We start from the raw sequence: 15344 nt of genomic DNA, 5'->3' as shown, positions 1-15344 counted from the left end.
GAAGCTTCGTGAATAGGGGGCTGGGGCCCGTTGGCCGAACCCGCTGGGGTCCATAGCTTTGTGATCAACCACGAATCACCGATTCCAGAAGGAGCCAGGACATGGCCACCAACGCAGTACTCGACTTCATCCTCAGCCTGCTGCGCGACGACGAGGCAGCTGCCGCGTACTGCGCCAACCCCGAGGCTGCTCTCGCCGCGGCCGGGCTCGGCGACGTCTGCCACGCGGACATCGTCGCGGTCGCACCGATGGTCGCCGAGTCCGGCCTCTTCGCCGGCGCCGGATCGCAGTTGGCCGCGATCGTCGGCGCAGGCGCGTCGGGTGGCATCGAGGGCGGTCTCGCCGGCGGTGCCGCGATCGGCGGCGGACTGTCGACCGGCCTCGGCCTGACCGCAGGAGCCGTCGTCGGCGGTGGCCTTGCAGGCGGCGGAATCATCGGCGGTGGAATCGGAGGCGGACTCGGCGGTGACATCGACCTCGCGGGCGACATCGCAGCGTCCATCGGTGCAGCTCTCAGCGCGGCACTGGCCGTCGGTGGCCAGATCGGTGCCGAGCTCGGCGCAGCATTCGGCGCCGCACTCGAGGCGATCATCGGCGCGGGCGGATCGATCGACCTCGGTGGCGCAGCGGATCTCGGTGGCGCAGCGGATCTCGGCGGCGCACTGACCGGCCTCATCGGCGGCGGACTCGACCTCGGTGCCGACGTGACGGCAGGACTGAACGGCGCTCTCGACGCGGCCCTCGGAGCTGTGGGCGGCATCGACCTCGGCGCTCTCGCCGGCGTCGACGGTGCACTGAGCGGCGCCCTCGAATCGGTCTTCGGTGTCGGCGGAACCATCGGTGCCGACCTCGGCGCAGCACTCGGCGACGCCTTCGGTGCCGTGATCGGCCTCGGCGGAATCGATCTCGCCGGTGACCTCGGAACCGCACTGACCGCGGGCCTCGGCCTCGGCGGCGGTGTCGCAGCAGGACTCGGCTCGGCCCTCGACGCCGCGATCAGCGCAGGCGGCGGTCTCGCGGGAGGCCTGGCCGGCGGTCTTGCGGGTGGTCTCGAAAGCGTTCTGGCTCTGCAGGGTGGCCTCGGAACTGCCCTCGGCGGCGCCCTCGGTGCCGTCCTCGACGCAGGCGTCCTGGCCGATCTGGACCTCGGTGGCCTCGTCGGCGCCGACCTCGGTGCCATCGTCGCAGGCACGCTCGGAACCGCGCTGGATCTCGACGCAGGTGTCATCGGTGACCTGACCGGTTCGCTCGGCACGGCGATCGACGGCGCATTGGGCGCAGGTCTCGGTGGCAATCTCGAAAGCATCCTCGGCGGCGCGTTCGGACTGGGCGGCGAAGCGGGAGCAGGCCTCGGCGCAGCTCTCGACGCCGTGCTCGACACGACCGGTGCACTCGACCTCGGTACGGCTCTCGGTGCAGGCGGAGCGCTCGGTGGCGCACTGACAGGTGCACTCGACGCAGCCCTCGGTGCAGCAGGCGACCTGGCGGGTGGCGTCGACCTCGACGTGGCCTCGGGCCTCGGCGGCGCACTCGAGAGCGTCTTCGCGACCGAAGGTGGCCTCGCGTCGACGATCGGGTCCTCGCTCGGCGCAGTGCTCGACGCGGGTGCCCTCGCCGACCTGGACCTCACCGGAGTGACCGGCGCCGACCTCGGCGGCATCGTCTCCGGTGCACTCGGCACCGCACTCGACCTGGACACCAGCGCGATCGGCAGCCTGACCGCGGCTCTCGGCTCCGCACTCGACGCGACTGCAGGCGTCGACGTCGGTGCAGCCACCGACCTCGAAGGCGTGCTCGGCGCAGCATTCGGTGTGGGCGGCGAAGCGGGCGCAGGCCTCGGCGCAGCCCTGGACACCGTCCTGGACACCAGCGGTGCACTCGATCTCGGTACGTCGCTCGACCTCGGTACGGCCCTCGGTGGCGGCGCAGAGCTCGGCGGCGCGCTCACCGGAGCTCTCGACGCGGCCCTCGGTGCGGCCGGCGACCTCACGGGTTCCGGTGATCTGGGACTCGGAACCGTCGGCGGCGTCGCAGGTGGCCTCGCAGGCGGACTGGACGGTGGCCTCGCCGCCGTCGGCAACGCAGGTGCAGGCCTGACCGGCGGACTCGCAGGTCTCGGCGGCGGACTCGCCGGACTGGGCGGCGGACTCACCACCGGCCTCGGTGGCGCTCTCGGCGGAACCGTCGGTGCGGGTGTGGACGCGGCTGCTGGTCTTGGCGGTGGCTTGGCTGGTGCGGTGGATGGAACTGTCGGTGCGGGTGTGGACGCGGCTGCTGGTCTGGGCGGTGGCCTGGCTGGTGCGGTGGATGGAACTGTCGGTGCGGGTGTGGACGCGGCTGCCGGTCTGGGCGGTGGCCTGGCTGGTGCGGTGGATGGAACTGTCGGTGCGGGTGTCGATGCGGCTGCTGGTCTTGGCGGTGGTCTGGCTGGTGCGGTGGATGGAACTGTCGGTGCGGGTGTCGATGCGGCTGCTGGTCTTGGCGGTGGCTTGGCTGGTGCGGTCGACGGCGCTGCCGACCTCGGTGGCTCGGTCGCCGGTGACCTCGGCGGCGGCCTGACCACCGGACTCGGTGCCGGAGTCGACGCAGGTGCGACAGCAGGCGCAGGCGTCGCCGGCGCAGTCACCGGCGGTGCAGAAGCCGCAGGCTCTGCCGCCGGAAACGTGGCGGGCGACGTCGCAGGCGGACTGGCCGGTGGCGTCGACGCCGGATCCGACGTGGCAGGTCAAATCGCGGGCGGAATCGGCGGCGGTGCCGACGCAGTCGGCGGACTCGCAGGTGGAATCTCCTCCGGCATCGGCGGATTCGCCGACGGCGCCGCGAGCACGTCCGGTTCGCTGTCGGGCTCGTTCGACGGGGCCGCGTCGAGCAGCGCCTGGTCGTCGGTCGACTCCGATGTCTTCGGCAGCGCAAGCTCGGCATTGTCGGGTGACAGCAGCCTGCACGGCGACATCGACAGCACTGCCGCGTCCGTCACCGACGTCGCGGTCGACCACAACACGGACCTGCTGAACCCGTGACACCCTGACATGTAACGACGAAGAGGCCCCGCATAGTGCGCGCGGGGCCTCTTCGTCGTTAGAGTCTCGTTCAAACACACGTGTATCCGAAAGAAGGCTATGGACGGGCAAGCGAAGCAGCTGGCCGATCTGCTCGATCGCACTGCGGCAGTGGCGCAGACGGTCGGACGGTCCGATCTCGTCTCGCGTATGGAACTCGCACGCGATCGAGTGCTCGACCCCAGAAGACGAATAGTCGTCGTAGGACCCCTGAAACAGGGAAAAAGCCAGTTCGTGAACTCGCTGCTGAATCTGGAGGTCTGCTCGGTCGGCGACGACGAGACGACGGCGATCCCGACGATCGTGCAGAACGCGGAACAGCCCAGCGCGCAACTGGTTCTGGCCGACCCGGGTAACGACCCGATACGCGTCGACCTCCCTCTCGAGGAACTGCAGACCGTCACGCCCGCGAGTCCACGTGCCGAGGGGCGTGAGGTGCTGCGTCTCGAGGTGAACGTTCCGAGTCCGCTTCTCGCGGACGGCCTCGTTCTCGTCGATACGCCCGGCGTCGGAGGTCACGGAAATCCACATGCCGCAGCAACTCTCGGCCTGATCCCGTCGGCCGACGCGGTACTGGTCGTGTCGGATGCAAGTCGTGAGTTCACCGAACCCGAAACCGCCTTCCTCCGACAGGTTCTCGGCCTGTGCCCGTCCGTCGCCGTGTTGATCACCAAGACCGACCTGTATCCGCACTGGCGTCAGATCGTCGAGGCCAATCGCGGGCATCTGCAGCGTGAGGGGCTCGACGTTCCCATGATCCCGCTGTCGTCGCTGCTGCGTTCACATGCACTGCGGTTGAACGACGAGGAGCTGGGCGCCGAATCGGGCTTCCCAGATCTCTACGCGTTCTTGCGCGACCAGGTCGTGTCGACGGCCGATGCCACGACGCGTTCCGCTGTGTCGCTCGACGTCCGTTCCGTCACCGAACATCTCACGCTCGCCATGGGCAGTGAGCTTGCGGCACTGCGAGATCCGGAGCGCGCCGCGGCAGCCGTCGCCGGACTGCAGCGGGCCAAGGCCGCCGCCGAGGAACTGCACAAGAAGACGTCGCAGTGGCAACAGACGCTGAGCGACGGTATCGCCGACCTCGCGTCGGACATCGACCACGACCTGCGCGACCGCCTGCGCCGGGTGACGCGCGAAGCAGAGGAGACCGTCGACGAAGGCGATCCCGGATCCGATTGGGTCGAGCTGGGGGAATGGCTCGAGGAGCAGATCGCCGCATCCGTCGGCGACAACTTCGTGTGGGCGCACGAGCGTGCACTGTGGTTGTCCGAGCTCGTCGCGGAACACTTCGCGGCAGCGGGAGCCGTCGCGCTACCCGATCTGGACCTCGGCGACCTCGAGAACGTGCTCGATCCCGTTGCGTCGCTTGCGGATCTGGAGACCGGCAAGACCGGTATCACGCAGAAGGTGCTCGTCGGTATGCGCGGGTCGTACGGCGGCATCCTGATGTTCGGTCTCATCACGACGTTCGTCGGGCTCAGCCTGCTCAACCCGATCTCCATCGGCGCCGGAGTGCTGCTGGGCACGAAGGCGTACAAGGAGGACAAGGAAAATCGGATCAAGAGCAGGCGTGCCGAGGCCAAGATGGCGATCCGCCGATTCACCGACGACGTCAGCTTCCAGGTCGGCAAGGAGTCCAAGGACCGACTGCGGCAGATCCAGCGCGTCCTGCGCGACCACTTCACGTCGATCGCCGAGCAGACTCTTCGATCGCTCAACGATTCGCTGAAGGCCGCCCAGGAGGCCGCGAACGTCGAAACCACCGAACGGACGACGCGCATCGCGCAATTGGATCGGGACATGAAGGTCGTCGCAGAACTGAACGAACGCGCGTCGGCTCTCGTACCGGCAGGTGATTCCGTCCGGTGACCGCTCTCGCCGACGCTCGCACCCTCATCGCCGCGGCACGCAGCGCCTACTCCATCGACACCTATGCGGCCGCAGCACTGACGGAATGTCTCGACCGGCTGGACCAGCCGTTACGCGTCGCGCTGGCGGGGTCGTTGAAGGCGGGCAAGTCGACTCTGCTCAATTCGCTTGTCGGACAGGACATAGCGCCGACCGACGCGACCGAATGCACCAAGGTCGTGACGTGGTACCGCAGCGGCCCGTCGCCGACCGTGACGGCCTGGTACGACGGTGACCGCTCCGCACACGTGCCGGTGCAGCGTCGCGACGGAAGGCTGACGTTCGACCTCGGTTCCCTGACGGCGTCGCAGGTGGATCGCCTCGACGTCGAATGGCCGGCGCGAACGTTGCACCACACCACCATCATCGACACCCCGGGGACGTCGTCGCTGTCCCGCGACGTGTCGGCGAGGACGCTGTCGATGCTGACACCGGAGAACGCGTCGTCGGGCGCGGACGCGGTGGTGTATCTGCTACGGACGCTGAATGCGACGGACGTGTCGTTCCTTGGCCAGATCGGCGCACACGTCGGCGGCGAGTCCGGCCCGCTCGGTGTCGTGGGCGTCGTGTCCCGTGCCGACGAGGTAGGCGCGGGCCGCATGGACGCGATGATGTCCGCCAAAGAGGTGGCGTCGCGCTTCGCCGCCGAGTTGGAGGCGACCGGGCTGTGCCAGGCTGTCGTTCCGGTGGCAGGCCTGCTCGCGTTGGCGGCAGAGACGTTGCGGCAGAACGAGTTCGCCGCCTTCGAGACGCTTGCCCAGGTGCCCGACGCCGACCTGCAGCTCGCCATGCTGTCCGCCGACCGGTTCTCCCGTCCGGGATTGCTGCCGGTGGACGCGGATCTGCGTGCGTCCATCGTCGACCGCTTCGGGTTGTTCGGAATTCGCATGGCGATCACGCTGATCAAGCTCGGTGTGCACGATTCACCGACGCTCGCAGCGGAACTCGTCGAGCGTAGTGGGTTGAACGAACTGCGTTCGGTCATCGACGTCCAGTTCGGCCAGCGTGCCGACCAGCTGAAGCTTCACTCGGCTCTCGTTGCGCTGCAACGCATCCTGGAAGCGCGGCCGATCCCGCAGTCCGGGGTTTTCCGTGCCGAAGCAGGCCGGATGTTGGCCGACGTGCACGGTTTTCAGGAGTTGCGCCTGCTCGGCAGGATGCGCTCGCAGGCGCCGAAGCTTCCGGAAGGCGACCTCGCCGAGTTGCAACGCCTCATCGGCGGCTACGGGATAAGTCCCGCGGCGCGGTTGGGTATGGACGCGGACAGCGGGATACGCGACGCTGCGCTCACCGCAGTGCAGAAGTGGCGCAGGATGTCCGAGCATCCGCTGCTCGATCCCTTCACTGCGCGTGCCTGCGCCGTGGCCGCGCGCAGCGCGGAGGGCATCGTCGCAGGCACGCGCTGATCCGGACGTAGCTCCTACTCGGGTGCGTACAACTGCTCGACCAGGTCGAGCGTCCACAATGCGGTCAACGGTCCGCCGTCGTTGGTGAACTTGTCGGTACGGACGATGCGGCCGTTCGCTACCGCGGGCAGGGACGTCCAGAGTGCGTTGGCGTTCATCGCGCGCAGGTCCTCGTCCGTGGTGATGGCGGCGATGATCGCGTCGGCGTCGCCGGCCGCCGTGATGTTCTCGGGCCCGTACTCCACCTCGGGAGTCGCTGCATCCCATGCACTTCCGAAGCGCGCACCGATGTCCACGAGTGCGATGGACGGAACACGCTCGCGTCCGACGGAGATGCCCCCTTCGTCGGATGTGCTGACGGGCAACACGACGGTGTTCGCGATGGCGTCGGCGTGGGTGGCCTTGATCTCGCCGACCCGTGCGTCGTACTCGGCGATGATCTTCTGCGCGTCGTCCTGCAGGTTCAACGCGTCGCCGACGGCCTGGACGTCCTGCTGCCACGTGACACCGGAACCGGTGGAACCGACGGGCAGAACCGGTGCGACGGTGCTCAGCTGGTCGTAGATCTCCTCGACGACCTCGTCACGACCGATGATCAGGTCGGGGGCGACGCGTGCGATGGACTCGACGTCGACGACATTCCGCGGATACAGCTCCGGAACCCCGTCGGCGAGAAGCGCTTCGGTGGGTGCGGTGAGGGCGCCCGGAATCTCCGGCGGAGCTTCGGTTTCGACCGGCATGCCGACGATCGGAAGATCGAACGCGAGTGCGATGTCGAGGTCGCGGCGCCCGTCGATGACGACGACGGATTCGATCTCGTCGGGAACGTCGATCGTGCCGAACTGCGTCGAGACCGAATGCGTACCCGGTGTCGCCTGTTCCTCGGACGCTTCCGAGGAACTACAGGCAGTGACAAGTAAGAGAACCGACGCCGTGCTGGTCAGAGCCATGAGACGTCGAGTCGGGATCGAATTCATGACTTAAGTAAAGCAACCCTTAGCTGTTGAACGCATCCCGGGCGGCGAAGATCACTTCCGGGCCATACCGATAGCCGCGGCGACCGACGCGATTGCGGCGAAGCCCGCACCCACCAACGGACCCCACTGCAGCACGCCCGATGCGATGGACCCCGCGTCGGACATGAACGACCAGAACAGGACGCACGCACCGACCGTAGTGAGTCCGACGACGAGGAGAAGAATTCCCGACGCGACCCGCTTGGCGGCGGCCATCGACAGACCGAGCGCCGCGAGCAGAAGCAGTACCAGCGCTACGGCGCCGCTGCCGAGCAGGGTTGCCGTCACCGTGTCCGCGACCTCGGGCGACGTGGCGCCGGCCCCGGCGTCCTGCACCGAGACCGCAAGAGCGGCGCGCACGTCGTCGTACTCGAGGGCGACGACGGCTGCGATCCCGACCAACACGACGGCCACCGCAGCCCACGCCCACAGTGCGATTCGCAGCGCGGGCGTCGGCCCGGTCGGTTCGGTGTGTGGACGCAACGGAGCGACGGAGAATTCCGGGCGTGCCGGCGGTCGACGAAACTCGGATTCTCGCTCTTCGTTCACGCTGACCAATCCTAGGGTCACCGCAGGATGACCGGCACCCCCTGGTACGGCGCGAGCGTCATCGGGAAACTGTTCAGCTCGTCGACCACAGCGACTTCGGAGTCGTCGAACATGTCGTAGACCGTCGCACCTGCCGTCAGATGTTTGGACTGAATGGTGGCGACGACCTCGTCCGACGAGAAGTTGATGACGGTCGCCTGGATGACGCCTTGATTCAGGCAGTGGACCAGCACGAGCAGGCCCTTGTGAGACACCGTCGGCACGTCGAGCTGTTGCGCAGTGGCGATGCCGTACCTGTTGCGTAGCTCGATGATTCGGGCCAGACGACGGGCGAACGAGTTGTGGTCCTTCAACTGCTCGGGAAGCGTGCCGTACAGGCTTCTGCCGCGCGGCATTCCGGATTCCGATCGTTCGGCTTCGGGATAGCTGCCCATCAGGTCGTGCGCCCCGCGGTTCAGCCAGCGGGTGTCGCCCTCACGGATGAGCTCGGCCACGTCGTCCGCGTCGACCGGCAGAATTCCGAGCAGGTCCCAACCGGACAGTGCGAACACGCCGGGCTGCAGCGCGTTGTACATCGCGAGCATCAGATGTGCCGTCTTGACGGTCTCGATGTCGGATTCGTCCATCCGGTCGAGGTCTCTGATCCCGAGCGACGCCGTGATGACACTAGCTGTGGTGCAAGCGATTCCGTTGGTCGTGAACGTTCGGTTGTACGGCGCCCATCGGCCGGTCAGACGGTCGGTGAGCTCCGCGCGGATCTGGTCGCCCAGGTCGGAACCCTTGACGACCTCGCCGCAATAGTGGAACTCGTCCTCGGCATGCAGCGTCGCGAAGTGAATCAGCTCGAAGGTGAGCTCGTCGTGGTTCTGCAGCGCGTGCACCAGAGATGCCGGGTCGACGCCGTGGTCGCGGGCCAACGACATTGTCAGCCGCAGGAATTCGGTGTTTCCCATGACGAGTGCGTGGTGGTACGCGGGCCGGTTGATGAAGTCGTACGACAGGTCGGCGCCGTTGGCGCCCATCGCCTTGATGTCGTCGATCGTCAGGTTCAACTCCTGGAACGTGAACCCGCCCATCTTGCGTACGACACTCGCGATCAGATGATTCGCGGCCTCGGACAACGGATGTCCCTCGGACCACCCCGGTCCTTCGGCGCGACGCTCGACGCCCAGGAACCCGTTCGCGTCGAGACGCAGGGCGCCCGCTCCGAGATCGGCGATGGAGTGGCACGCGTCGCCGATCACCAGACGCATTCCGGCGAACGACGGGTCCAGCCAGTTGATCGACGGCTGCCCCGCCTTGAAGTAGTGCAGATACACCCAGCGTCGTTCGACGCCATCGACACCGACGACGGGAGCTGTTGCGCTCCAGTTGGTTTCCTTGACGCCGAGCTCGTAGAAGATGACGCGCTGCAGCTGGCCGATGATGTAGCCGGCGCGGGCGAGATTGGCCTCGGCTTCGGCGTCGATGTTCTGTGAATCGGCGCCCGCGCGGACGCGGGGGAGCAGATGCCAGTCCTGCGGTTCGATCTCCACCATGTGGTAGATGCCCGGGTAATCGGCGACGGCCATCTCCGCGAGCCGGAAGTCGGCACCCTTACCGGTGTGGCCGGGGACGATGTCGTCGATGACGATGCCGTCGTACGCGGCTGCGACGACGCACAGGCGTCGGAACTCTTCCTCGGTGCCGAAGGCCGGGTCGATCTGCATGCCGATGCGGTCGAAGTGACCGTCGACGGACGGTGTCGGACGCCAGCCGTGGATGCCGCCCGCGACCTTCACCGGCCCGGTATGGACTGCGGTGATACCGATTTCGGAGAACGCCTGCCACAGCGCCTCGTCGCCGAGGGTGCTGAGGAAGCTCGTGCGTGGGGCGTTGATGACCGAGATCGGGTAGGCCGTGAACCAGACGGGCGCACGTTCGACGGCACCGCGCGGGTTCGGATCGGCGTACGGGTTCTGCCACATGCTGCCCTTGCCGGACAGCTGCTCGGCGATCAGCGTGGCGTCGCGCAGCATCGACTGCTCGGTGAGCCATTCGACGTACTGCGGATTGTCCGCCGACGGGTCGCCGTCCTGGGACCGCGCGCCGTTGCGGTCGGCACGGCGAACGGAAGGGCGCAGCGGACGGGGTCGTGCCGGATAGAACTTCTCGTCGTACGTGATCTCGCTCGGTTCGTGCTGCACTTCGGGATCCATGTGCCTCCGTAGCCTCGCTTTGTTCTAGACCCTACGTACGCGCGGGCTGCGCCGCAGTGTTCCGTATCCCCCCGCCGATATTCCGCGAAACCTGACTGCGAGACAGGCTCTGCGGCGGTGAATTACATCGTTGTAAGCCGTGACGTTCGGTGCTTGAAGCGTCACCCAATCGAGACCGTTCGGTGTGGAATGTCTGATTGATGTAGGTAATAGTTAGTCGCAACAACCTTCACTTCAGTCACAGGAGTCACATATGCGTCGCTTTGCCCGCACCACAGTCATGGCCTCGACGGCCGTCTTCGCCGCCGCCGTCGGTGCGGTCGCGCTGGCACCCGTTGCGTCGGCTCAGGAAGAAGAGGCGCCCGCACCCGCGCCGTTCGGATCGTCGATGCCGGAGTCGCCCGACCTCGCGGTGGCCATCGGAACCAAGTGCGTGCCTGTCGAGGGCAAGGAGGGGCTGTTCGCCGCTCTGACGATCGACGTCGAGAACGTGGGCAAGGGTGACGCGGCGAACGTCGCCACCAACTTCGCCGTGTTCCCCGATGCGCCCGGTGTCTTCAACGAGGAGGTCATCGAGGCCGGCGAGAAGGTGACCTACACGGTCCCGAGCGAGCTGACCGAGTGGGTCTCGCGTCCCGGCGGTGCGGCAGCGTTCAGCCCGCAGCTCGACGCCGCGTACCCGAACAACATCGCCGTCGGCCTGCTGAGCATCAACTGCGCGCCCGAGGTCGACGACGAGGCCGACGCCTAGATTACGAGCTTTCACCGAATCTGCGCCGCGACGGGTATGCCCGTCGCGGCGCAGTGCTGTGTCGGGCCATGTCGAACAATTTTCGTGAGCCGCGGGAACAAACGCGCCGACCCCTCCGTTGAGCCTTTCGACAGCCTTGAGTGGACCAGGCTCAAGTCCGAGTTGACGGATCCGAATCCGTCGGGGCAGACTTGAGTGCGGTTCGCTCAGCTAGGAATCAGACCAAGCTACAAACAGGAGGAAACACTATGGCTCGTGCGGTCGGTATCGACCTCGGGACCACCAACTCGGTCGTGTCCGTCCTCGAGGGCGGCGAGCCGGTTGTGGTCGCCAACTCCGAGGGGTCACGCACCACTCCGTCGATCGTCGCTTTCGCCAAGAACGGTGAAGTGCTGGTCGGCCAGCCCGCGAAGAACCAGGCGGTTACCAACGTCGACCGCACGATTCGCTCCGTCAAGCGCCACATCGGCACCGACTGGACGACGTCGATCGACGACAAGAAGTACACCTCGCAGGAGATCTCCGCGCGCACGCTGCAGAAGCTGAAGCGCGACGCCGAGGCCTACCTGGGCGAAGAGATCACCGACGCGGTCATCACCGTGCCCGCCTACTTCGAGGACGCGCAGCGTCAGGCAACCAAGGAAGCCGGCCAGATCGCCGGTCTCAACGTCCTGCGCATCGTCAACGAGCCCACCGCGGCTGCTCTCGCATACGGCCTGGACAAGGGCGACAGCGAGCAGACCATTCTGGTCTTCGACCTCGGTGGCGGCACGTTCGACGTCTCGCTGCTCGAAATCGGCGACGGTGTCGTCGAGGTCCGTGCGACGTCCGGCGACAACCACCTCGGTGGCGACGACTGGGACGAGCGCATCGTGACCTGGCTCGTCGACAAGTTCAAGGCTCAGAACGGCATCGATCTGACCAAGGACAAGATGGCGCTGCAGCGTCTGCGTGAGGCTGCCGAGAAGGCCAAGATCGAACTGTCCTCCAGCCAGAGCACCTCGATCAACCTGCCGTACATCACGGTCGACGCGGACAAGAACCCGTTGTTCCTCGACGAGCAGCTCAGCCGTTCCGAGTTCCAGAAGATCACCTCCGACCTGCTCGACCGCACTCGTGCGCCGTTCCAGGCAGTGGTCAAGGACTCCGGCATCGCCGTCAAGGACATCGACCACGTCGTGCTCGTCGGTGGTTCGACGCGTATGCCCGCCGTCTCCGAGCTCGTCAAGGAACTCTCCGGCGGACGCGAGCCCAACAAGGGCGTCAACCCGGACGAGGTCGTGGCTGTCGGAGCTGCTCTGCAGGCCGGCGTACTCAAGGGTGAGGTCAAGGACGTTCTGCTCCTCGACGTCACGCCGCTGTCCCTCGGCATCGAGACCAAGGGTGGCGTGATGACCAAGCTCATCGAGCGCAACACCACCATCCCGACGAAGCGATCCGAGACCTTCACCACCGCTGACGACAACCAGCCGTCGGTGCAGATCCAGGTCTTCCAGGGTGAGCGTGAGATCGCCGCGCACAACAAGCTCCTCGGCTCCTTCGAGCTGACCGAGCTGCCGCCGGCTCCGCGCGGGGTGCCGCAGATCGAGGTCACCTTCGACATCGACGCCAACGGCATCGTGCACGTCACGGCCAAGGACAAGGGCACCGGCAAGGAGAACACGATCAAGATCCAGGACGGCTCCGGCTTGTCCAAGGAAGAGATCGACCGGATGGTCAAGGACGCCGAGGCGCACGCAGAAGAGGACAAGGCGCGTCGCGAAGAGGCCGAGGTCCGCAACCAGGCCGAGTCCCTCGTCCACCAGACGGAGAAGTTCGTCAAGGACAACGAGGACAAGGTCGACGCAGAGCTCAAGGGACGCGTCGAGACGGCCATCGAAGAGGCCAAGTCGGCTCTCGCCGGTAGTGACATCGCGGCTGTGAAGACGGCCGTCGAGAAGCTGTCGACCGAGTCGCAGGCACTCGGAACCGCTATCTACGAGGCTCAGGCCAAGGAGCAGGGCGGCGCCGACGGTGGCGCTCAGGCAGCCGACGACGGCGTCGTCGACGCCGAGGTCGTGGACGAGCCTGCCGACGATTCGGAGAAGAAGTGAGCTCGGAGAACACCGAGCAGGAACCGGTCACCTATGTCGACAAGCGCAAGGTGGATCGCGAGACCGGTGAAGCACGGGACGGCGACGCAGTAGCGGAACCCTTGGCGGGTACCGCGGCTGCGCCGCAGCCCGGCTCGGTGGAAGAAGCGATCGCGGAGGACGAGCAGGACCCGCGTGACACGCAGGTCGAAGAGCTCACCGCGGATCTGCAGCGTCTGCAGGCGGAGTACACCAACTACCGCCGTCGTACGGATCGGGACAAGCAGTCGGTGATCGACAACGCCAAGGCGTCCGTCGTATCGCAGCTGCTTCCCGTTCTCGACGACCTCGAGCGCGCGCGTCAGCACGGCGACCTGGAGACGGGTCCGCTGAAGTCGGTGGCCGACAAGCTGGCCGGTGTCTTCACCAACATCGGTCTCGCGACGTTCGGTGTCGTCGGCGACACGTTCGACCCGGCGATCCACGAGGCCGTCTCCCACGAGGGCGACGGCAGCAATCCGGTCATCGGGACGTTGATGCGTCCGGGCTACAAGCTCGGCGACAAGGTCCTGCGTACCGCGATGGTGGGCGTGGTCGACGAAGTCCCGGCAACAGCTGCGGAATCGGATGCCGATGCATCCGAGGAGAAGTAAAAAGAAATAGAGCGAGAGGAGGAAACGCCCGGTGAGCCAGCGGGAGTGGATCGAGAAGGACTTCTACAAGGAGCTGGGCGTTTCCTCCAGCGCCACCACGGAAGAAATCACCAAGGCGTACCGAAAGTTGGCCAGGGACAACCATCCCGACGCCAACCCGGGCAACGCCGAGGCCGAGCAGCGGTTCAAGGCCGTCAGCGAGGCCAAGTCCGTGCTGACCGACCCGGCCAAGCGCAAGGAATACGACGAAGCTCGACGGCTGTTCGCGTCGGGCGGCTTCGGTCGCGGCGGTGGCGGTGGGTTCAATCCAGGCGCAGGCGGGTTCGGTGGTGGCGGACAGACGTTCGACGTCGGCGACATCTTCGGTCAAGGCGGCGGTGACGGCGGCATCGGCGACCTGTTCGGTGGTTTGTTCAATCGCGGCGGTGGCCAGCAACGCACCGCGAGCAATCGGCCGCGGCGTGGCAGCGACGTCGAAACCGAGACGACTCTCGGTTTCCGCGAGGCCACCCAGGGCGTCACCGTTCCGCTGCGGCTCACGAGCCCGTCGTCGTGCACCACGTGTCACGGCAGCGGGGCCAAGCCCGGAACCAGTCCGCGGGTGTGCCCGAGGTGCAACGGCGCCGGCGTCGTCAACCGCAACCAGGGTGCGTTCGGATTCAGCGAGCCGTGCGACGACTGCCGCGGAACCGGCTCGATCATCGACGACCCGTGCGACGACTGCCGCGGAACCGGTGTGCAGAACCGCACGCGCACCATCACCGTGCGCGTCCCACCAGGAGTTTCGGACGGCCAGAAGATCCGCCTCGCAGGCCAGGGCGAAGCCGGGCTGCGTGGAGCACCGTCGGGCGATTTGTACGTCACCGTCCGTGTCCGGCCCGACAAGGTCTTCGGACGCACCGGCGACGACCTGACGGTCACGGTCCCGGTCAGCTACGGCGAGCTCGTGCTCGGGACGACGCTGTCCGTCCCCACGCTCGACGGCCGCGTCGGAGTGAAGGTTCCGCCGGGAACGGTCGACGGCCGCGTGCTGCGTGTGCGTGGACGCGGCGTTCCGAAGAAGGCCGGAACACCCGGTGACCTGATGGTCACGGTCAAGGTCGCGGTGCCGCAGAAGCTCGACGATCCGGCCACCGAAGCCTTGCATGCCTATCTGGAAGCAGAGAAGGCCAGCGGATTCGACCCGCGGGCCGGGTGGGCAGGTGCATGATGACGGTTCCCCCTCCCGGCTCCGGCGCGCAGGGGCCCGGCCACGCTGATCCCGACGCGCAGGTGTTCGTCATCTCCGTCGCGGCACAGCTCGCCGGCATGCACGCGCAGACGTTGCGTACCTACGACCGGCTCGGGCTCGTCACACCCCACCGCACCAACGGCGGTGGGCGACGGTACTCGCCGCGAGACGTGGCGCTGCTTCGCGAAGTTCAGCGGCTGTCGCAGGACGAAGGCGTCAACCTCGCGGGCATCAAGCGCATCATCGAGCTGACCAACCAGGTCGAGGCACTGCAGGCGCGGGTAGCCGAGCTCGCGCAGGAGTTGGCAGATGTTCACGCCGGCTACCGACGCGATCTCGTCCCGGTGCAGCGCAACGCCCTCGTCGTCTGGAAGCCGCGCAACCAGCGCTGACTTTGCTGCGCACGTTGCAGCTGCTGCGCAGGTTGCAACGTGCGCGTTTGCTGAAAGGTGCGCGGTGGGCGCGGAGGTTCGCTCTCTCTGCCCGTGCTGCGCA

At 66.9% G+C, this 15344-nt stretch carries 11 protein-coding genes; 8 read left to right on the top strand and 3 right to left on the bottom strand.

Going from position 1 to position 15344, the window contains the following annotated elements:
- The first annotated feature begins 101 nt into the window (after positions 1–101).
- From RhoFasB10_RS03940 to RhoFasB10_RS03930, 3 genes are all read left to right on the top strand, one after another.
- On the top strand, positions 102–3020 hold the full coding sequence (locus RhoFasB10_RS03940; protein ID WP_167675145.1) for an IniB N-terminal domain-containing protein: 2919 nt from the start codon (positions 102–104) through the stop codon (positions 3018–3020).
- Between the two features lie 99 nt (positions 3021–3119).
- Positions 3120–4934: a dynamin family protein gene (locus tag RhoFasB10_RS03935; protein ID WP_167675143.1), complete on the top strand. Its 1815-nt coding sequence runs from the start codon at positions 3120–3122 to the stop codon at positions 4932–4934.
- Entirely contained in the window at positions 4931–6379 is a 1449-nt protein-coding gene (locus RhoFasB10_RS03930; protein ID WP_167675141.1) for a dynamin family protein, read from the top strand. The genes RhoFasB10_RS03935 and RhoFasB10_RS03930 overlap by 4 nt, the downstream gene beginning before the upstream one ends.
- Before the next feature lie 14 nt (positions 6380–6393).
- On the opposite strand, the gene RhoFasB10_RS03925 is transcribed toward RhoFasB10_RS03930, so the two are convergent.
- The 3 genes from RhoFasB10_RS03925 to treS are packed head-to-tail and all read right to left on the bottom strand — an operon-like array spanning position 6394 to position 10142.
- On the bottom strand, positions 6394–7356 hold the full coding sequence (locus RhoFasB10_RS03925) for an ABC transporter substrate-binding protein (RefSeq protein ID WP_068425420.1): 963 nt from the start codon (positions 7354–7356) through the stop codon (positions 6394–6396).
- A 51-nt stretch (positions 7357–7407) separates the two neighbouring features.
- Positions 7408–7944: a hypothetical protein gene (locus RhoFasB10_RS03920; RefSeq protein WP_240930865.1), complete on the bottom strand. Its 537-nt coding sequence runs from the start codon at positions 7942–7944 to the stop codon at positions 7408–7410.
- A 17-nt stretch (positions 7945–7961) separates the two neighbouring features.
- Entirely contained in the window at positions 7962–10142 is a 2181-nt protein-coding gene (gene treS, locus RhoFasB10_RS03915; protein ID WP_068425418.1) for a maltose alpha-D-glucosyltransferase, read from the bottom strand.
- A gap of 253 nt (positions 10143–10395) precedes the next feature.
- Between treS and RhoFasB10_RS03910 the strand changes: the two genes are divergently transcribed.
- The 5 genes from RhoFasB10_RS03910 (at position 10396) to RhoFasB10_RS03890 (ending at position 15241) form a co-directional block, all read left to right on the top strand.
- Positions 10396–10893, top strand: a complete 498-nt coding sequence (locus RhoFasB10_RS03910) for a hypothetical protein (RefSeq protein ID WP_068425416.1) — start codon at positions 10396–10398, stop codon at positions 10891–10893.
- 248 nt (positions 10894–11141) lie between these two features.
- Positions 11142–12986: a molecular chaperone DnaK gene (dnaK, locus tag RhoFasB10_RS03905; RefSeq protein WP_068425414.1), complete on the top strand. Its 1845-nt coding sequence runs from the start codon at positions 11142–11144 to the stop codon at positions 12984–12986.
- Positions 12983–13618 carry a nucleotide exchange factor GrpE gene (grpE, locus tag RhoFasB10_RS03900; RefSeq protein ID WP_068425412.1) on the top strand — a complete coding sequence of 212 codons (636 nt, stop codon included), beginning with the start codon at positions 12983–12985 and terminating at the stop codon, positions 13616–13618. The genes dnaK and grpE overlap by 4 nt, the downstream gene beginning before the upstream one ends.
- A 31-nt stretch (positions 13619–13649) precedes the next feature.
- Positions 13650–14828 carry a molecular chaperone DnaJ gene (gene dnaJ, locus RhoFasB10_RS03895; protein ID WP_068425409.1) on the top strand — a complete coding sequence of 393 codons (1179 nt, stop codon included), beginning with the start codon at positions 13650–13652 and terminating at the stop codon, positions 14826–14828.
- Complete coding sequence (locus RhoFasB10_RS03890; protein ID WP_068425406.1) at positions 14828–15241, top strand: helix-turn-helix domain-containing protein; 414 nt, start codon at positions 14828–14830, stop codon at positions 15239–15241. The genes dnaJ and RhoFasB10_RS03890 overlap by 1 nt, the downstream gene beginning before the upstream one ends.
- The last annotated feature ends 103 nt before the right edge of the window (positions 15242–15344 follow it).

Source organism: Rhodococcus sp. B10 (assembly GCF_011770055.1).
GTDB classification, from domain to species: domain Bacteria; phylum Actinomycetota; class Actinomycetes; order Mycobacteriales; family Mycobacteriaceae; genus Rhodococcoides; species Rhodococcoides kyotonensis_B.
The sequence above is the reverse complement of the archived record's forward strand: the minus strand, read 5'-3'. Positions and strand labels throughout refer to the sequence as shown.